Source organism: Algiphilus sp. (assembly GCF_965216485.1).
Taxonomy (GTDB): domain Bacteria; phylum Pseudomonadota; class Gammaproteobacteria; order Nevskiales; family Nevskiaceae; genus Algiphilus.
In genome coordinates this window covers 2,369,513-2,386,703 of the sequence record NZ_OZ244162.1, presented here as the reverse complement: position 1 = coordinate 2,386,703, position 17,191 = coordinate 2,369,513, and the positions used below count along the sequence as shown (strand labels likewise).

The window sequence follows — 17,191 nt, the reverse complement described above, 5'->3', positions numbered from 1 at the left end:
CGCGTGTTATATCATGAACCCGTCATGACCCGTTCTGATTGCGAAGCCGAATCGCCCAGCGAGGCCACCCGTGCCGTCGAGGCTGCCTGCAGTGAACGGGGCGTGCGCCTGACCCCAATGCGGCGCGCCGCCTACGAGGCCATGGTGGCCTACGCGGCCCCCATTTCCGCCTACGAATTGCTCGAACGCATGCAGCAGAGCACGGGCAAGCGCCTGGCACCGCCCACTGTGTACCGCGCGCTGGATTTCCTGCTCGAAGAGGGTTTCGTGCATCGCATCGAGTCGCGCAATGCCTTCGTCGTCTGCGATCACCCCGGGGACCGCCACGAGAGCATGTACTTTGTCTGCCGTGAATGTGGCGCCTCGCACGAGGCGCACGACCCCGACGTCCGCGCCTCGCTGGATGCCCACGCGCGCGGACTCGGCTTCACGCCGCAACGCAAGGTGGTGGAGGTCTATGGCCTCTGCGCCCAGTGTCAGCCCAGTAGCTGATGCCTTGCTGGCGCGGGATGCCGTCGCCTTTGGCTCGAAAGTAGCTTAGAAAACCCGGCTAACCAACGGATTAACGGGCTATTCGTGCGCGTCGGCAATGGCGCCCTTGTCCACGCCCTCGAAGGCGCGGACGCGCAATCGGCGGTCGGCCTCAAGCGCCTTGTGCTGGCGCAGACGCTGCTGCAGGGTGACGGCGATGCATTCCACCGTGCTGTCGGTTTCCAGCAGATCCACGCAGTGTTCCGGCAGCGCGAGCTCGAAATGCCCCTCGGGGGCATCGTAGGCAAAGCGGATGCGGCCATTGGCGCGAGCGCTGATGTCTCCGACCACGCCCAGATAGATGTCCGTCCAGGCGAGGGCGATCTCGCGCTCCCAATCGGGCTGGCGCTGGCCGTCCATCTCGATGACCAAGCGTGAGCGATGCCCGTGGGCGATGCGCTGGCAGGCGCCGTCGTGTTTCCGCAGGCCATGGCTGTAGTGATAGTAGGCGCCGTCGATGGCCTCGGGCCGAAGTCCGATGCGCAGCGCGTGCACTGAGGGCGGCATCAGCGGCTGCAGAACCGATTCCAAATGTTGCGCCACGGCCTCGACGGTAATCTCGGCGCAGTCCATCGCGGACACGGCACACGGCGGCGCGACGTGCTCGATGGCGCCCATCGCCGTGGGGAAGAGCAGCCGGGTGTCCTGGGTGCCCGGCTCCCATTGCACGCCCTCGGCCTGCAGGGGCACCAGCAGGGTGTGGTCGATGCTGTCGTCGATAGCGCGCTTGATGCGCTTCTTTACCGCGCCAAAGTCGAGCACCATCGACTGCGCGTCGAGGTCGCCCTCCAATTCGATGTCGACGATCCAGGATTCGCCCACGAGTCCGCGCGCGCTGTCGAGGTAGGAGAAATCCGCGACGGTGAGATGGTTGACGAAGAGGCAGGCCATGAGCGTTCACAATAGGGCGGCGCAAAGTGGCAGCGCCACCCATAGTTTAAGATTGCGCGCCGCATTCCTGCCGTGTTGAGTTCGCGCCTGTCATGTCCGTAACCACCCGTTTCGCTCCCAGCCCGACCGGTTTCTTGCATATCGGCGGCGTTCGCACGGCTTTATTCTCCTGGCTGTACGCACGCGGGCGAGATGGGCGCTACGTGCTGCGCATCGAGGACACCGACCGCGAACGCTCCACACCCGAAGCCGTGCAGGCCATTCTCGAAGGGCTGGAATGGCTGGGCCTGGCGGCGGACGAGGCGCCGGTGTACCAGACCGCCCGCGACGCGCGTTATCGCGAAGTGATCGATCAGCTGCTGGCGGAAGGCAAGGCCTACCGCTGCTACGCCTCCAAGGAAGAGCTCGATGCCATGCGCGAAGAACAGCGCGCGCGCAAGGAGAAACCCCGCTACGACGGCCGTTGGCGGCCAATGCCCGGCAAGACGCTCCCCGAGCCGCCGGCCGGCGTGGACCCGGTGATCCGCTTTGCCAATCCGCTGGAAGGCGCCGTGGTGGTCAATGATCTGGTCAAGGGCAGCATGGCCTTTGATAACAACGAGCTGGACGATCTGATCATTGCTCGCGCCGACGGCAGCCCGACCTACAACCTGTGCGTGGTGGTCGACGACATGGACATGGGCATCAGCCATGTCATTCGCGGCAACGACCACGTGGCGAATACGCCGCGGCAGGTGAATATCCTCAAGGCCCTGGGCGCGGAGCCACCGGCCTATGCGCACGTGCCGATGATCCTGGGGCCGGATGGCGTCAAGCTGTCCAAGCGCCACGGTGCGGTCAGCGTCACCGAGTATCGCGCCATGGGCTTCCTGCCCGACGGCCTGCTGAACTACCTCGTCCGGCTCGGCTGGAGCCACGGCGATCAGGAGATCTTCACCCGCGACGAGATGGTCCAGCACTTCGACTTCGATCATGTCTCCAGCGCACCGGCGCGCTTCGACATGGAGAAGGCCTGGTGGGTGAATCACCAGTACATCAAGCAGGCGCCGATGGAACTGCTGGTGCCTGAGCTGGTCTGGCACCTGCGCCGCCTTGGTATCGAGGCTGAGGGCGACCCGCGACTCGCCGAGATCGTCGACGCCCAGCGCGAGCGCTGCCGCAGCATGGCGGAAATGGCCGAGAAGTCGACCTTCTTCTTCCAGCCACCGGCGGAGTACGCGGAAAAGGACGCCAAGAAGCATTTCAAGGCTCCGGCGGCGGAGGTGCTCGCCGATGTGCGCCTGCGCCTGGTCGATGGCCCGTGGGCGGCCGAAGCTCTGCACGAGGTGGTGCATGCGGTCGCGGCGAGCCACGAGGTCGGCCTGGGCAAGGTCGCGCAGCCCATCCGTGTGGCGATCTCCGGTGCCGCCGTGACGCCCCCCATCGATCAGACCCTGGCGCTGCTGGGTCGTGATACCACCCTCGAGCGCCTGGACGCAGCCCTTGCCTGGCTGGCCGCCCAACCCACCGAATCCGCATCATGAGCATTGCTATTACCTTCCCTGACGGGCGCACCGAGTCCTATGACCATGCCCCCACCGGTCTCGAGATCGCGCAGAACATCAGCCCCGGCCTTGCCAAGAAGGCGGTGGTGGTCAATGTCGACGGCGAACTCTGGGATCTGACCCGGCCCATCGAGCACGATGCGCGCATCGACATCGTCACGCGGGATCGTCCGGAGGGCGTCGAGGTGCTGCGCCACGACGCCGCGCACGTGCTGGCCCAGGCCGTACAGGAGTTGTTCCCCGGCACGCAGATCACTTTCGGGCCGTCGACCGACACCGGCTTCTACTACGATTTCGTGCGCGATGAGCCCTTCTCGCAGGACGATCTGGAAGCCATCGAACAGCGCATGCGCGACATAGTGCAGCGCGATCTGCCCATCCAGCGGCAGGTCTGGAACCGCGACGAGGCTATCGCCCACTTCAAGGAGCTGGGTGAAAGCTACAAGGCGCAGTGGATTGCCGAGGGCATCGACCCGGACGAGGAAATCACCGTTTACACCCAGGGCGACCAGTGGAAGGACCTCTGCACCGGTCCACATCTGCCGTCGACGGGGCGCTTGGGCACGGCCTTCAAGCTGACCAAGCTGTCCGGAGCCTATTGGCGCGGCGACAAGAACAACGCCCAGCTGCAGCGCATCTATGGCCTGGCTTTTGCCGACGACAAGCAGCTCAAGGCGCATCTGCGCATGCTGGAGGAAGCCGAGAAGCGCGACCACCGCAAGCTGGGTCGTCAGCTGGATCTCTTCCATTTCCAGGAAGAGGCGCCGGGTTCGGTGTTCTGGCACCCCAAGGGCTGGACGGTCTTCCAGGGCCTGATCGACTACATGCGCCGCCAGCAGCTGCGTGCCGGCTATCAGGAAGTGAACACGCCCGACATGATGGATCTCTCGCTGTGGAAGCGCTCCGGCCACTGGGAGAACTACGGCGAGAACATGTTCACCACCGAGCGCGACGAGGACCGCATCCTGGCGCTCAAGCCGATGAACTGCCCGGGCCACGTCGCCGTGTTCAACCAGGGCCTGCGTTCCTACCGCGAACTGCCGCTGCGTCTGGCTGAATTCGGCAAGGTGCACCGTTTCGAGCCCAGCGGCGCGCTGCACGGTCTGTTGCGTGTGCGCTCCTTCACTCAGGATGACGCCCACGTCTTCTGCACGCGCGAGCAGATGCACGCTGAGTGCATCAACATCACTCAGCTTACGCTGGCGATCTACAAGGACTTCGGCTTCGAGAACATCGTCATCAAGCTGTCGACGCGGCCGGAGAAGCGCATCGGCGCCGACGAGCTGTGGGATCAGGCGGAATCCGCCCTGGCCAACGCCCTCGGCGATCTCGGCCTCGAATACACCGTGTTTGAAGGCGAGGGCGCCTTCTATGGCCCCAAGCTGGAATTCGTGCTGCGCGACGCCATCGGCCGCGACTGGCAGTGCGGCACCCTGCAGCTCGACTTCAATCTGCCCGGACGGCTGGATGCGGAGTACGTCGGCGAGGACAGCGCCAAGCACACACCCATCATGATCCACCGCGCCATGTTCGGTTCGCTGGAGCGCTTCTTCGGCATCCTTATCGAGCATCACGCCGGTACCTTGCCCAGCTGGCTGGCGCCGGTGCAGGTGCAGGTGGCGACCATCGTCTCGGACGCCGACGACTACGCACGTTCGGTCTGCGAACGCATGCAGCGGGCCGGCATCCGTGCCGAGACCGATGTGCGCAACGAGAAGATCAATCTCAAGGTGCGTGAGTCCTCACTGGCCAAGGTGCCCGCCATGGCCGTGGTCGGCCGGCGCGAGGCCGAAGAGGGGACGGTCGCCTTGCGCCGTCTGGGCAGCAAGGATCAGCAGGTGCTCAGCCTGGATGACGCCATCGAGATTCTGAAGCAGGAATCCTTGCCGCCGTCGGAGGCCTGATCGCCATGACCTGGCTCCTCATCGGCGGCGGCTTGGTGGGACTGGTGGTGGCGGCGCACTATCTGGTTGACGGGGCGGCGCGGCTCGGGCTGCGCCTGGGCATTCCAGCCATCGTCATTGGTCTGACCATGGTCGCCTTCGGCACCAGCGCCCCGGAGCTGGCCGTATCGCTGCGTGCCGGTTTGAGTGATTCCGCCGACATCGCCGTGGGCAATATCGTGGGCAGCAATATCTTCAATGTGCTGCTGATCCTCGGGCTTTCGGCGCTGGTGCTGCCCTTGGCGGTGCATCGTCATCTCATGCAGCGCGATGTGCCGCTCATGATCGCGGTCTCGCTGCTGGTCTGGTGGATGGCCAGTGACCTTCGGCTGTCGACCGCCGACGGTGCAGTGCTTGCCACCATTCTGGTCGCCTATCTGAGCTGGCTGTATATCGCCGTACGCAGTGGCCGCGCCGACGTGGAACTCGATCCGGAAGCCATGGAGGCCGCGGAGAAGCCGCCGCGCGCGCTGTGGATCGATCTGATCAGCCTGATCGGCGGCATCATTGGCCTGGTCATCGCGGCCGACTGGCTGGTGCAGGGGGCCGTCCAGCTCGCCCGTGCGCTGGGCGTCTCGGAACTGGTGATCGGCCTCACCATCGTCTCGCTGGGAACCTCGCTGCCCGAGCTGGCCACCTCAGTGGTGGCCGCCCTCAAGGGCGAGCGCGATATTGCCGTCGGCAATATCGTCGGCAGCAATCTGTTCAACCTGCTCTCGGTGCTCGGCATCACCGCGCTGGTCGCCCCCGGCGGTCTGGCCATTTCGGCCCAGGCGGTCCAGCTCGACATGCCGGTGATGGTCGCGGTCTCGTTGCTGTGCGTTCCGATGTTCCTGATTGGCTATGAGCTGTCGCGGCTGGACGGCGCCATGATGCTGGCCCTGCTCACGACCTACATCGTGGTCCTGATTCTGCTCGCGCGCGGGCAGATCTTCTCCTCACAGGACATCTGGACGCTGTGCGGCGTGGTGGCCGCTGCCATCGTGCTGGTGCAGTCGATTACGGCGTGGATGCAACGGCGCCCGAGTGCGGCGGGCTGAAGCACGGTGAGGCGGACTGTCAACGCGCTGGGCCTCCTTCAGTGCGTCCGGTGCCTTGCACTGGCGGCCGTAATGGCCTTGACGCTGGCGCCCGTCGTATCGACCGCGGAAAGCGATGCGCCGAGCATCAATCTACTGCCGGGAACTCGCCTGCAGCAGGGCGGACTCCTGATCGGTCAGGTCGCGCCCGGTGCACGCGTCTTTCGGGACGGAGAAGCGCTACCCGTGGATGCCTCGGGGCGCTTTGTCACGGGCTTTCATCGCGACGACCCCGATACCGTGACGCTGCGTTGGGAAATGCCGGACGGCCAGGCGGGCGAGCGCGTCTTTCCTGTCACGCAGCGGGAGTACGACATCCAGCGCATCGACGGACTTCCCAGCAGCATGGTGTCACCACCGCAGGCGGTCATTGACCGCATCGTCGCGGAGGCGGATCGCGTCAAGGCGGCGCGCGCCCACCAAAGCCCTGCCATGGGCATCTTCGAGGGCTTCATCTGGCCGGTGAGCGGGCGCATCACCAGCGTCTACGGCAGCCAGCGCATCCTCAACGGCAAGCCGCGCCAACCGCATTATGGTCTCGACATCGCCGCCGAGACCGGGCGGCCCATCCGCGCCAGCGCCGCTGGTATCGTGCGACTGGCAGATACGGATCTGTATTACACGGGAGGCACGGTCATCATCGATCACGGCATGGGGGTCAGCAGCACCTATCTGCACATGTCCCGGCTCGATGTTGCCGTGGGGGATCGGGTGGAGCAGGGCGCGGTGATCGGCGCGGTCGGAGCCACCGGGCGCGTGACCGGAGCCCATCTGTGCTTCCGCTACAACTGGTTCGACAAGCGACTGGACCCGGCCCTGTTGCTCCCCGACGCACAACCCTAGGAGGCAGCATATGCACAAGGAATCGACCCTGCAGCACGGCATCGGCCGACTCGCGTTGGTGGCGTGGATATTCATTCTCGTCGTTGGCCTGGCCGTCGCCTGGGCGGTGTACAAGAGCCTGACGCCGCCCGCCGACCGCTACGCCGTCACGGGCACCTTCCCGACCTGTCCGGACCGGCCCAGTTGCGTTTCCTCAGTCGATACGGATGAAGTGCATGCCATCGCGCCGCTGCAGTACTGCGGTGAGGCGGAGGCTGTCCCCTCGACGCTGGCCACGGCCCTGCAGGCGACGCCCGGGTTCCAGGCGCTGGAAGGCGAGGACAACTACCTGCACGCCGTCTTCGTGACCCCCACCATGCGCTATCGCGATGACCTGGAGTTACTGGTACGCGACGACGGCACCATCGATGTGCGCTCGGTCTCCCGCATCGGCTATCGCGACTTCGGCGTCAACCGCGAGCGGGTCGAGGACCTGCGCGCGCGATTCGCGGCCGTCAACGACTGCCCCTAGCGTGTCTTCTCTACGCGGTAGCGCAAACGCGCTCGGGCGCCCGTGCTACAGCGTGATCCCGAGCTCGTCGGCGAACTGCGCCTCGACTGCCTGCGCCCAGCCGCGATTGGCGAGTGGGCTGGCCGGGCTGGGGTGGAGGATGGTGCCAATGCGTCCGGTGTAGCCAACCAAAGCCTTTTCGGCGCGCTGGCGGGCGAAGCCCCCCACGCCGATGACGTAGTCCGGCTGAAGGTGGTCCACGGTGGCACGCAGCGCTTCGTCACAGACGGCGTAGAGCGCGTCGCGTTCTTCCCTGGCCAGCTTGTCCGGTGTGCGATTGCGGCCGCTTTCCTCCATGAAGACCAGTGGGCAGTAATTCGCCACAAAGAAGCGCGCGAAGAAGGCCTCGGCACTGCCAAAGCGGTCGCGTGCCCAGCCCCACAGTCGGCTGCCGCTGACCTCGGAACGGGTACAGGCAAAGCCTTGAATGGGCCGCTTTGGATGCGGATGCTCGGGCTGGGCGACCGGTGCTTCGATACCCATCCAGTCGCGCACGATGGATACATCGCCGAAGGGTACGCCGGTCTGCGCCATGCCAAAGGGCCCGGGATTCATGCCCAGCAGAAGAATCTCGCGCGGCGGCGTGCCGAAGCGCTGCAGATACTGTGCGTGTGGGGCGCCGGCATAGTCCAACGGGTTGTAGATGCAGGCGACCGGGTCGCCAAAACGCAGGGTGGAAACCGACGCGCTCAGGGCGCGACTGATATCAAGCAGCTTCATGCGGCGTGCAGGATCGGGCGAGCCGCCTATTGTGGCGGATCGGCGCCGTCCGCCCTCGGTTGCAGAAAGACCGGATTGCCGATGGTGGTGCGCGCGCGCAGATCGGCCGTCTCCACCCGCCAGAAGGTGCCCAGTGGCCCTGCATCGGGAAGATCGCTGATCGTGATCTCGTGCACGAAGGGATCACTGCTGACGGCGACGATGCGCATCAGCCTGCCATTGGCGAAATAGCGGAGCTGCTGGCCCTGGCCGCCTATGACTTCGGTACGCAGCGTCGCGCTTGCCGAGGGCAGCGTGCCCCCGAAGGTGACGCTCTGGTTGTCCGCTGTCGCGGTCATGCGCAGTTCGGGGCTGCTGTCGACGCCGCGCGTGCGGATGTAGGCGCGGCCGGCGCGCAGCGCCTCGAACAGCGCGTCGCGGCTGAGCGCGTCGAGTTGCACAGCGGTGGCGGAACTGCCGTAGCCGACGCGACCGCGCTCCGCCTCGGCTTCCACGCCCTTGGAATCCGAGCCCGACACGGCGGTAATGCGGTGGCCGGCGAGCAGCTTCTCTTCCCACAGATCGATGGCGCTCTGCATGAAGGGATTCTCGATGCCTACTGGCAGGGGTAATGGCAGCCCGGCATCCGCGGCCTGGGTGATCACCGGTCCGGTCAGCACCTCGAGGGTATCCACCGCGTCCCAATCGATCTCGTCGCCCAGCTCGAAATAGCAGCCGCGGCAGAGGTTCTCGAACAGCGGCGGCGGGAAGAAGGTGGGGTGACTGATCTGGAACAGTGCGCCCATGGCCCGTGCCTTCTTCTGGATGTCACCCAGACTGACGTCTTCAAAGCCCTGGCGATATTCGTAAAGACCGGGCGTCTCGCCGTGGGTGTTGGCGTGGCCGTAATAGGTGATGATTTCGCGGCCGGGCACGATGAGCAAATCGGGGTGGGCCCGCGCGACCGCGCCCAGCGTCTTCCAGTGCTGGCCGGTGACGTATTCGGTCACCATCAGGAAGTCGAGCTTGGCGGCGCGCGACTGGGCGATGAATTCCTCCCAGGACGGCCCGTTGGGCTGCGAGTGGAAGGCGTGCATGTGCAGGTCGCCGTGATACCAGCCCGGCGCGCTGCGTGCGACGTGGGTGGCGTCCACCGGGTCGGGGGCGTTGCGGCCAGCAGTCGGCGATCCACTGCAGCGGATCTCGAGCCGCCATTCGGCGCCCTGCGGCGACACCGTCGCCACGCCCAGTTCTGCAAACCACAGTCCGGCTTCGATGGGGCCGGGCATGTAGCCGCGCTCGGCGGCATCGGCCTGGATGAAGACGGGCGGCTGGCCCTGATCCAGTCGGCCCTGACGCGAGCCGCTCCAGCCCCGGAAGCCATCGCGGACGCCGCGTTGGTCGTACAGGCCCAGATCCAGCGTAGTGCCAGTGAGCGGCGTGGCCGGCAGGCCGGCGCTTTCCTGCCAGCCATAGGCCAGTTCGATGCGCGTGGTGCCGGGCGCGACATCGAAGGGCTGCATGCGGTACTGCTTGGCATCGCTGCGCGCCACGGTGCCGGTGAACACCAGCGTCTCGCCTTCCGGTTCGCACAGCGCGTCGGTCTGTGGCTCGAAAGGGGCGGGAGCCGGGGCGCTGCTGCTACCGCAGGCGAGCAGCGCCAGGCAGGGCAGCACGAGGGGCAGTGCCCGAATGAGGCGCGATAGGGCGTCGAGGAGCGTCATCCGCGGAGTATCGCAGCGGCATATGGCGATGCGATGGAGCGCCCGCGCGTTGCGCTACCGATGGTGACGCCCGCACTGGGCGCCGCGAAGTTCGCCCAGCGGCTTGGGTGGGCGGGTGTCGGGGCCATTCAGCCCGGCGGCCACTGGAACTCGCGGCCGGCCAGCACGTGCAGATGCAGATGGAAGACCGTCTGGCCGACATCGGCGCCGTTGTTGATCACGAGGCGGAAGGCGTCGCCCACGCCTTCGTCCTGGGCCACCTTGGCCGCCGTGCGCATCAGGTGCCCGAGCAGGGCCTGATCGTCGTCGCTGGCGTCCACCAGGCGCGGGATCGGCTTGCGCGGCACGACCAGGATATGCGTCGGCGCCCCGGGGTTGATGTCGCGGAAGGCGGCGCAGTGGTCGTCTTCATAGACGATGGTGCCGGGGATGTCGCGGTCGATGATCTTCTGGAAGAGGGTCTTGCCCTCGCTGGCTTCGGACATGGTGATCGCTGATGGTTTTCTGGAGGCAGGCGGGTGGGCGAGGCTTTCGGGCCAGCCCGAGGCGTTACCATACCGAGTCTTTCCGCACGACTCCGATTCATGTCGCAATCCGCCAGCATCAAGCCGATCGAACCGGGCGAAGCCTACCGTCGGCTGCTCGGTTATCTCCGTCCCTTGGTCGTGCCCTTTGCGCTGGCGATTCTGGCCATGGCGCTCTTTGCTGCCTCCAATGTCAGCTTCATCAGCATGATGAAGCCGCTGCTGGACGAGAGCTTCGTGGCCAAGAACCGCTCCGAGGTGATGTGGATTCCGCTGGCCATCATCGGCCTCTTCCTGCTGCGCGGTGTGTCCAATTTCGGCTCGGTCTACGGCATGGCCTATGTTGCCCGCGGCGTGATCCGTGATCTGCGCCAGGATCTGTTCGACCATCTCATCCGCCTGCCGGTGCGCTTCTACGACCACAACAGCCCCGGACAGCTTTTGACCCGGCTGACTTACCACGTCGAGCAGGTGGCGGAGTCGATCAGCACGGCGTTTACCGCGATCATCAAGGAGGGGCTGACCGTCATCGGCCTGCTCGGCCTGATGCTGTATCTGGAATGGCGTCTGACGCTGTTCACCTTGGTGATCGCCCCCATCGTCGCGGTGATCATCAACTACGTCACCAAGCGCTTCCGGCGCATCTCGACGCGCATCCAGAATTCGGTGGGCGGCCTGAACCACGTGGCGGAAGAGGTCATCCAGGGTCAGCGCACGATGAAGATCTATGGCGGCGAGGAATTCGAGCGCAAGCACTTCCTTACCGCCAACCGCCAGAACCGCAGCCTTGCCATCAAGCTCGCCGCCACGCGCGCGATGAGCACCAGTCTGATTCAGGTGCTGGCCGCCTTCGCGTTGTCGGCAATCATCTACTACGCCACCACGCCGGAGATGATCGAGTCGCTGTCCCCGGGCACCTTCGTGGCCTATCTCGGCGCGATGCTGTCGCTGATGAACCCGATCAAGGCGCTGACCCGCGTCAACGAAAAGATCCAGCAGGGCATTGCGGCCTCGCAGGAAATCTTCGGCATGCTCGAAGCCGAGCGGGAGATCGACGAAGGCGGCATCGATCCCGGCCGGGTCAAGGGTGCGCTGCGATTCAAGCAGGTCAGCTTTCACTACCCGGATCACGAGGAGATGGTGCTGCAGGACATCGACCTCGAGATTCCGGCGGGCGCGACCGTGGCCTTCGTGGGCCGTTCCGGCTCGGGCAAGTCCACCTTGCTGTCGCTGCTGCCGCGCTTCTACGAGCCGGCCTCGGGGAGCATCGAACTCGACGGGCGGGACCTGCGCGACTATCGCCGCGATGCCCTGCGCCGGCAGATGGCCATGGTCGATCAGCAGGTGCGGCTGTTCAACGCCTCCATCGCCGACAACATCGCCTACGGCATGGACCCGCCCCCGAGCCACGCCGAGATTCGCGCCGCCGCAGAGGATGCCTACGCCTGGGAATTCATCGAGCGCCTGCCGCAGGGCCTCGATACCCCGGTGGGCAGCAATGGCGTACTGCTTTCGGGCGGCCAGCGTCAGCGCCTCGCGATTGCCCGTGCCCTGCTCAAGAATGCGCCGCTGCTCCTGCTCGACGAGGCCACCTCGGCGCTGGACACCGAATCGGAGCGCTACATCCAGGGCGCGCTGGAGCGCCTGATGCGCGACCGCACCACGCTGGTGATTGCGCACCGGCTGTCCACAGTGCGGGATGCCGACCTGATCGTGGCCATGAGCCAGGGCCGGATCTGCGAGGTGGGCACGCACGAGGAGCTGCTCGCCCGCGATGGTATCTACGCCGGCCTGCACGCCATGCAATTCCGGGAGGAAAGCGAGGCGCAGGATGATGTCACCGAGGGCGGTACCAGGTGACACTGCGCGCGCGGATCGAGGGCGCCCTCAACGCGCGCTGGTATAGCGAGCAGCCGCCACCGCTCTGGCTGCGGCCGCTCTCGCGGCTGTACGGGCGTGTCGCGGACCAGCGCGCGCAGCGTCATCGCGCCGAGGCCGCATCGCTGCCACTGCCGGTCATCGTGGTCGGCAACCTGACCAGCGGGGGCGCGGGCAAGACACCGGTAACGATTGCACTGGTCGAGGCGGCGCAGGCCATGGGGCTGCGCGTGGGTGTTGTCAGCCGTGGCTATGGCGCGCGGGTGCGCGCTCCGCTGCAGGTGGACAGCACCACCAGTGCGCGCACCGTGGGCGACGAGCCCATCCTGATCGCGCGGCGCACCGGTGCACCGGTCTGCGTCTCGCGTGATCGCAGCCAGGCCGTGCGCACGCTCGCAGCGGTACACGATCTGGACGTGGTCATCGCTGATGACGGTCTGCAGCACTACCGCATGCCGCGCACTGCCGAAATCTGCGTGGTGGACGGCAGTCGTGGCCTGGGCAATGGCTGGCGCCTGCCGGCGGGTCCGTTGCGCGAGCCCGAGGCACGCCTGGCGCATTGCGATCTGGTCGTCGTCAACGGTGGAGGTGCGGCCGGCGAAGCCCTGGCGCGTACCTGGGATGCACTGCATTGCGAGCTGTCGCTGGATCAGGCGGTCCACCTGAGGGACGGCCATGCCCGACCGCTGACCGATTTCCGCGGCGGGCGCGTCTTTGCCACCGCCGGCATTGCCCATCCGGCGCGCTTTTTCGACGCTCTGCGCGGCCTGGGCCTGGACATCGAAGACCATCCGCTGGGCGATCACGAAGCAGTCCCCGAGGCCATTCTGGCGCTGGCCGAGCAGGCTCCGTTATTGATGACCGAGAAGGACGCGGTCAAACTTGCGCCCCCTGGTCGCGCGCAGTGCTATGCGGTGCCCGTAACATTGCGCTGGCGCGACGCCGGTGCAGCCCGTCTCGACACGCTCATTCGGCGTGTTGCCGAGCGCGCGGCAGCGTCTTCCTGATTCATTTTCCGAGGTGTGCAGCATGGACAAGCAACTGCTCGATATTCTGGTGTGTCCGGTGACTGGCGCCAGTCTGGTGTGGCGCGAGGGTGATCAGGAGCTGTGGTCGCGCGCCGCCCGCCTGGCTTATCCGGTGCGCGACGGCATTCCGGTCATGCTGGAGGAGGACGCGCGCCCGTTGAGCGACGAAGAGCTGGCGCAGATCCGGGACTGAACCATGGCGCAGCCGACCTTCGATGTCGTGATCCCGGCACGGCTGGGTTCCACGCGTCTGCCGGGCAAGGTGCTGGCCGACATTCACGGCAAGCCCCTGATTGCGCATGTGGTCGACCGTGCGCGCGAGGCCGGTGCGCGCGACATCGTGGTAGCCACCGACTCCGAGCGGGTGGCCGAGGCCTGCCACGCCATCGGTGCCGACGTGCAGCTCACCTCACCGCTGCATCACAGCGGCACCGACCGCGTGCACGAAGTGGCCACCGCCCGTCAGTGGGACGACAAGCGACTGGTGGTCAATCTCCAGGGCGACGAGCCGCTGATGCCGGCCTCCGTCATTGCGGCCTGCGCGCGACGGCTGGCGGAGGATCCCGAGGCGGAGATCGCGACCTGCGCGCACCGCATCGCGGCGGTGGAGGATTTCGTCCGCCCCAATGTCGTCAAGGTGGTTTGCGATGTGCGCGGTCGAGCGCTCTATTTTTCGCGCGCGCGCATCCCTTTTCCACGCGACGGCGACGAGCAGACCTTGCCGAAGGGGTCGCTGCGGCATATCGGCCTGTACGGCTACCGCGTCGCCGCGTTGCGGCGCTTTGCCAGTTTGCAGCCCGGCAATCTCGAGCAGTGCGAATCGCTCGAGCAGCTGCGCGCGCTGGAGCAGGGCATGCGCCTGACCGTGGCCATCGTGGATGAGGCGCCAGGCCGTGGCGTCGACGCCCAGGAAGATCTGGACGCTGTCCGCGTATTGCTGCGCCCCGACGGCCAGGGCGGCTGACGTCGACCTAGCTGTCGTTCTGCTCGCGCTTGCTGCTGCCCCGCGCCAGCATCTTGCCTTCATTTTCCCGGCCGAGATTCTTCAGGAACTCGCGCCGCACCGTGCGCCAGATTGGCACGTGCTCCTCGGCCAATTCGCGCAGCTGATAGAAAGGCTGCTCGGCACGGCCGAGCATGCCGCGCAATTGATCCGCGAAGTGTTGCTGCTTCTCCAGGAACATCTGCATCGAGAGTTCCAGGTAGCGGCTGATGGTGCCCTGCATGGGGTCGCCGTAGAAGCGGATGATGTGCTTGAGCAGGTCAGTCTGGAAGATCGGGTCGCCGCCCTGTTCCTGCTCGGAGATCACCTGCAGCAGGATCGAGCGCGTGATGTCCTCGTGGGTCCGCTTGTCGATAACCTGGAACGAACGGTTGTCCAGTACCAGCTGACGCACTTCCTCCAGCGTGATGTACCGGCTGATGGCCGTGTCGTAAAGGCGCCGATTCGGGTATTTCTTGATGATGCGCGCTTCACTCATGAGGATCGTTCTTGCAGGGATTGTTGCAGCGCATTATAGAGCGCTGTGCGGAAAACGCATCCCATAGGGTGATGTGTTCAATCCGCAGCATCGGTACAGACATCGGCGTGCAAAAACGTGGTCGTCTGAAGCGTCTTCCAGCGGGCCACTGCAGCCTGCAGCAAGGCCTCCGGCGAGCGCGTCTCCTGAATGATATGGCGCGGCATGCCCAGCCAGCTCAGGCAGCGCTGCAGGTTGGCGATGGCGCCTTCGCTTTCGATGGGGCGCGCGTGGTTCTGCTTGGACAGCTTCGCGCCATCGGGGCGCAGCACCACTGGACCATGCCGGCTGCGGGGTGTCCTCCAACCCAGGCATCGCATGACATGCCAATGCACGGGCGTGGCCGCAAGCAGATCGGCGCCCCGCACCACATGGGTGATGCCCATGCGCGCTTCGTCCACCGCGCAGGCCAGGGCATAGCCGTAGATGCCATCGCGGCGTCTGAGGATGATGTCGCCGATGTCCTGCTGCCAGTCGTAGCACTGGGCGCCGCGCCAATCGTCCTCCACGCGCGTAGTTCCCTCTGGCACGCGCATGCGAATGGCCGTCCGCTCCGGCGCCTGCATCAGGGATGACACCGTCCTTGCGCGGCAGGTGCCGGGGTAGACCGGCCCGAAGGCACCGGCGCGTGCGCTCTCGCGCAGCGTCTTGCGCGTGCACACGCAGGCGAAGCAATGACCGGCCGCGCACAATTGCTGCAGGGCGTCTTTGTAGCTATCGAGGGCGTGCGATTGGTAGTGCACCGCCCCGTCCCAATGCAGCCCGTGCGCCTGCAATTGCTGCAAGATTGTCTGCGTGTGCTGCGGGCTGCAGCGCGCCGTGTCGAGGTCATCGATCCGCAGATACCAGTCGCCATCGTGCGCGCGCGCGTCGAGCCAGCTCAGTACCGCGGTGAGCAGCGATCCCAGATGCAGCGGGCCGGAAGGCGTGGGCGCGAAGCGGCCGCGATAGCGTGGCGACGTCGTCATGATTCCTTGGAAGGGTCCCCTGCCGAATCAGGCATGCACAGTGATAAGCTTATCCGGGAGATGAAGACTTGCACGGCAAGCGTTGAAAACCCGTTCCCGGCCGCCTTCAGACGGTCGCCGCCGGACTGACCCGCCGTGCTGCGTGCAATCTGTTTCGATCTTGACGGCACGCTCGCCGATACCGAGCGCCTCGGCCACCGCCCTGCCTACAACCGGGCCTTCCGCGAAGCCGGATTGTCGTGGCGCTGGGGCCCCAAACTCTATCGCGATCTGCTGCGCCATCCGGGCGGTGGCCGCGACCGTCTGCGGCACTTTCTCTCGACCTATCAGCCCGAGTGGCCGGAGGACACCGAAGTCGATCCCGAAGACCCCGAGGCGCTGATTCAGGATCTGCACGCGCGCAAAGCGGCGCATTTTCATGCGCTGGTACGCGACGGAGAGGTGCCTCTGCGCGCCGGAGTGGCACGGCTACTCAACGAGGCCGGCGCGGTGGGTATCCAGCTCGCCATCGTCAGCAACGCCAGTCGCGCGACGGTGGCTGCCGTGCTCGAGCACAGTATCGGCAGCGCGCTGCAGGACAAGCTTGATCTGGTGCTGTGCGGCGATGAGGGCTTTGCCAAGAAGCCGGAGCCGGACCTTTATGTGGAAGCGCTTCGCAGGCTGGCGGTGGACCCGCTGGAAGCGGTGGCCGTGGAAGACTCGCACCTTGGCCTGAGCGCCGCGCTGACTGCCAACATGGCTACGGTGGTCACGCTCAATGCGACCACGCGCGACGAGGATTTCTCGGGGGCCGAACTCATCGTCGACAGTCTGGGTGAGCCCGATGCCCCCACGACCTCGGCCAATCCGCCGTTGAAGAATGGCGCCTGGGTGACGCTGGAGGATCTGCGCGCCGTGCAGGCGCGCCACGCCGGGGAGGCGTGACGCGCCCGAAGACTGGAATCAGGCAGCCTTAGGAATGGGCGGTGTTGCTGCCGCCGAAGAAGCCACCGCTGAGTTCGTCCACCACGAAGAGCGGTCCGACCAGCAGGAAGAGCATGTCCTTGGCGAAGGAAGGTTTGGCGCCTTCCACCTTGTGCCCATAGAACTGTGCGATCCAGGCCGCCACCCAGACCACGACGCTGGTCCACAGCAAGGACAGTGCGCTTTGGTCGATGCCGACGATGATGGCCACACTGGCGGCAAACCAGCCGGTGATGACCAACGTCGGCTTCAACCCCATCACGAAATAGAAGATCGAGGCGATGGCGCCGCCAATGGTGGCGCCGTTGACCCAGTACGCCAGTGGCGATTCCAGTCCGAGCCACGCGCCCACGGGCAGACACCAAGCCAGACCCAGCGTGGCCACGAAGATCAGCGGCACACACACGAAGTGGATCTTCTGGTTCAGCGGGTTGCGGTGACTCTGGCCGTATTCGTCGAGATATTGTTCAAGCGTCTGCATCGAATGCTCCTGCAACAGCAGTGGA

The 17,191-nt window shown here is 65.8% G+C and carries 18 protein-coding genes; 11 read left to right on the top strand and 7 right to left on the bottom strand.

The window, feature by feature from the left end:
• Positions 1 to 24 precede the first annotated feature (24 nt).
• A complete protein-coding gene (locus ACOOFO_RS11140) occupies positions 25 to 492 on the top strand; it encodes a Fur family transcriptional regulator (RefSeq protein ID WP_420426844.1) in 468 nt (155 codons plus the stop codon).
• Positions 493 to 570: 78 nt separating this feature from the next.
• Here ACOOFO_RS11140 and ACOOFO_RS11135 read toward each other — a convergent pair whose 3' ends face one another.
• Positions 571 to 1,422 (bottom strand): 6-carboxytetrahydropterin synthase, encoded by an 852-nt coding sequence (locus ACOOFO_RS11135; RefSeq protein WP_420426843.1) that lies wholly within the window; start codon positions 1,420 to 1,422, stop codon positions 571 to 573.
• A 92-nt stretch (positions 1,423 to 1,514) separates the two neighbouring features.
• Between ACOOFO_RS11135 and gltX the strand changes: the two genes are divergently transcribed.
• From gltX to ACOOFO_RS11110, 5 genes are all read left to right on the top strand, one after another.
• A complete protein-coding gene (gltX, locus tag ACOOFO_RS11130) occupies positions 1,515 to 2,945 on the top strand; it encodes a glutamate--tRNA ligase (RefSeq protein WP_420426842.1) in 1,431 nt (476 codons plus the stop codon).
• The gene (gene thrS, locus ACOOFO_RS11125; RefSeq protein WP_420426841.1) at positions 2,942 to 4,870 is read left to right on the top strand and encodes a threonine--tRNA ligase; all 1,929 of its coding nucleotides are present in this window, start codon (positions 2,942 to 2,944) and stop codon (positions 4,868 to 4,870) included. Before gltX ends, thrS begins: the two co-directional genes overlap by 4 nt.
• Positions 4,871 to 4,875: 5 nt before the next feature.
• Complete coding sequence (locus tag ACOOFO_RS11120) at positions 4,876 to 5,949, top strand: calcium/sodium antiporter (protein WP_420426840.1); 1,074 nt, start codon at positions 4,876 to 4,878, stop codon at positions 5,947 to 5,949.
• A gap of 72 nt (positions 5,950 to 6,021) precedes the next feature.
• Positions 6,022 to 6,831, top strand: a complete 810-nt coding sequence (locus tag ACOOFO_RS11115; protein WP_420426839.1) for a M23 family metallopeptidase — start codon at positions 6,022 to 6,024, stop codon at positions 6,829 to 6,831.
• A 10-nt stretch (positions 6,832 to 6,841) separates the two neighbouring features.
• The gene (locus ACOOFO_RS11110) at positions 6,842 to 7,342 is read left to right on the top strand and encodes a DUF1499 domain-containing protein (protein ID WP_420426838.1); all 501 of its coding nucleotides are present in this window, start codon (positions 6,842 to 6,844) and stop codon (positions 7,340 to 7,342) included.
• Positions 7,343 to 7,387: 45 nt separating this feature from the next.
• On the opposite strand, the gene ACOOFO_RS11105 is transcribed toward ACOOFO_RS11110, so the two are convergent.
• The 3 genes from ACOOFO_RS11105 to ACOOFO_RS11095 all read right to left on the bottom strand — a co-directional run bounded on the left by ACOOFO_RS11105 (position 7,388) and on the right by ACOOFO_RS11095 (position 10,289).
• A complete protein-coding gene (locus ACOOFO_RS11105; protein ID WP_420426837.1) occupies positions 7,388 to 8,101 on the bottom strand; it encodes a uracil-DNA glycosylase family protein in 714 nt (237 codons plus the stop codon).
• Positions 8,102 to 8,127: 26 nt separating this feature from the next.
• Positions 8,128 to 9,804, bottom strand: a complete 1,677-nt coding sequence (locus ACOOFO_RS11100; RefSeq protein ID WP_420426836.1) for a CehA/McbA family metallohydrolase — start codon at positions 9,802 to 9,804, stop codon at positions 8,128 to 8,130.
• A 128-nt stretch (positions 9,805 to 9,932) separates the two neighbouring features.
• The gene (locus ACOOFO_RS11095) at positions 9,933 to 10,289 is read right to left on the bottom strand and encodes a histidine triad nucleotide-binding protein (protein ID WP_420426835.1); all 357 of its coding nucleotides are present in this window, start codon (positions 10,287 to 10,289) and stop codon (positions 9,933 to 9,935) included.
• A gap of 99 nt (positions 10,290 to 10,388) precedes the next feature.
• Here ACOOFO_RS11095 and msbA point away from each other — a divergent pair, with 99 nt between their 5' ends.
• The 4 genes from msbA to kdsB are packed head-to-tail and all read left to right on the top strand — an operon-like array spanning position 10,389 to position 14,198.
• Positions 10,389 to 12,188 carry a lipid A export permease/ATP-binding protein MsbA gene (gene msbA, locus ACOOFO_RS11090; RefSeq protein WP_420426834.1) on the top strand — a complete coding sequence of 600 codons (1,800 nt, stop codon included), beginning with the start codon at positions 10,389 to 10,391 and terminating at the stop codon, positions 12,186 to 12,188.
• Positions 12,185 to 13,213 (top strand): tetraacyldisaccharide 4'-kinase, encoded by a 1,029-nt coding sequence (gene lpxK / locus ACOOFO_RS11085; RefSeq protein ID WP_420426833.1) that lies wholly within the window; start codon positions 12,185 to 12,187, stop codon positions 13,211 to 13,213. The genes msbA and lpxK overlap by 4 nt, the downstream gene beginning before the upstream one ends.
• Before the next feature lie 22 nt (positions 13,214 to 13,235).
• A complete protein-coding gene (locus ACOOFO_RS11080) occupies positions 13,236 to 13,427 on the top strand; it encodes a Trm112 family protein (protein ID WP_420426832.1) in 192 nt (63 codons plus the stop codon).
• Positions 13,428 to 13,430: 3 nt separating this feature from the next.
• The gene (gene kdsB / locus ACOOFO_RS11075; protein ID WP_420426831.1) at positions 13,431 to 14,198 is read left to right on the top strand and encodes a 3-deoxy-manno-octulosonate cytidylyltransferase; all 768 of its coding nucleotides are present in this window, start codon (positions 13,431 to 13,433) and stop codon (positions 14,196 to 14,198) included.
• 7 nt (positions 14,199 to 14,205) lie between these two features.
• On the opposite strand, the gene phaR is transcribed toward kdsB, so the two are convergent.
• Positions 14,206 to 14,715: a polyhydroxyalkanoate synthesis repressor PhaR gene (gene phaR / locus ACOOFO_RS11070; RefSeq protein ID WP_420426830.1), complete on the bottom strand. Its 510-nt coding sequence runs from the start codon at positions 14,713 to 14,715 to the stop codon at positions 14,206 to 14,208.
• Between the two features lie 77 nt (positions 14,716 to 14,792).
• Entirely contained in the window at positions 14,793 to 15,722 is a 930-nt protein-coding gene (gluQRS, locus tag ACOOFO_RS11065; RefSeq protein WP_420426829.1) for a tRNA glutamyl-Q(34) synthetase GluQRS, read from the bottom strand.
• Between the two features lie 135 nt (positions 15,723 to 15,857).
• Between gluQRS and ACOOFO_RS11060 the strand changes: the two genes are divergently transcribed.
• A complete protein-coding gene (locus ACOOFO_RS11060; RefSeq protein ID WP_420426828.1) occupies positions 15,858 to 16,646 on the top strand; it encodes an HAD-IA family hydrolase in 789 nt (262 codons plus the stop codon).
• Between the two features lie 28 nt (positions 16,647 to 16,674).
• Here the strand turns inward: ACOOFO_RS11060 and ACOOFO_RS11055 are convergent, their stop codons facing one another.
• Positions 16,675 to 17,166, bottom strand: a complete 492-nt coding sequence (locus tag ACOOFO_RS11055; RefSeq protein WP_420426827.1) for a DUF962 domain-containing protein — start codon at positions 17,164 to 17,166, stop codon at positions 16,675 to 16,677.
• Between the last annotated feature and the right edge of the window lie 25 nt (positions 17,167 to 17,191).

Coding starts and splice junctions, on each gene's coding strand:
- ACOOFO_RS11100 (WP_420426836.1), bottom strand. CDS start 9,804: ATGACGCTCCTCGACGCCCTATCGCGCCTCATTCGGGCACTGCCCCTC.
- ACOOFO_RS11135 (WP_420426843.1), bottom strand. CDS start 1,422: ATGGCCTGCCTCTTCGTCAACCATCTCACCGTCGCGGATTTCTCCTAC.
- kdsB (WP_420426831.1), top strand. CDS start 13,431: ATGGCGCAGCCGACCTTCGATGTCGTGATCCCGGCACGGCTGGGTTCC.
- thrS (WP_420426841.1), top strand. CDS start 2,942: ATGAGCATTGCTATTACCTTCCCTGACGGGCGCACCGAGTCCTATGAC.
- ACOOFO_RS11095 (WP_420426835.1), bottom strand. CDS start 10,289: ATGTCCGAAGCCAGCGAGGGCAAGACCCTCTTCCAGAAGATCATCGAC.
- ACOOFO_RS11120 (WP_420426840.1), top strand. CDS start 4,876: ATGACCTGGCTCCTCATCGGCGGCGGCTTGGTGGGACTGGTGGTGGCG.
- gluQRS (WP_420426829.1), bottom strand. CDS start 15,722: ATGACGACGTCGCCACGCTATCGCGGCCGCTTCGCGCCCACGCCTTCC.
- ACOOFO_RS11110 (WP_420426838.1), top strand. CDS start 6,842: ATGCACAAGGAATCGACCCTGCAGCACGGCATCGGCCGACTCGCGTTG.
- ACOOFO_RS11080 (WP_420426832.1), top strand. CDS start 13,236: ATGGACAAGCAACTGCTCGATATTCTGGTGTGTCCGGTGACTGGCGCC.
- msbA (WP_420426834.1), top strand. CDS start 10,389: ATGTCGCAATCCGCCAGCATCAAGCCGATCGAACCGGGCGAAGCCTAC.
- ACOOFO_RS11105 (WP_420426837.1), bottom strand. CDS start 8,101: ATGAAGCTGCTTGATATCAGTCGCGCCCTGAGCGCGTCGGTTTCCACC.
- ACOOFO_RS11055 (WP_420426827.1), bottom strand. CDS start 17,166: ATGCAGACGCTTGAACAATATCTCGACGAATACGGCCAGAGTCACCGC.
- ACOOFO_RS11115 (WP_420426839.1), top strand. CDS start 6,022: ATGGCCTTGACGCTGGCGCCCGTCGTATCGACCGCGGAAAGCGATGCG.
- ACOOFO_RS11140 (WP_420426844.1), top strand. CDS start 25: ATGACCCGTTCTGATTGCGAAGCCGAATCGCCCAGCGAGGCCACCCGT.
- phaR (WP_420426830.1), bottom strand. CDS start 14,715: ATGAGTGAAGCGCGCATCATCAAGAAATACCCGAATCGGCGCCTTTAC.
- gltX (WP_420426842.1), top strand. CDS start 1,515: ATGTCCGTAACCACCCGTTTCGCTCCCAGCCCGACCGGTTTCTTGCAT.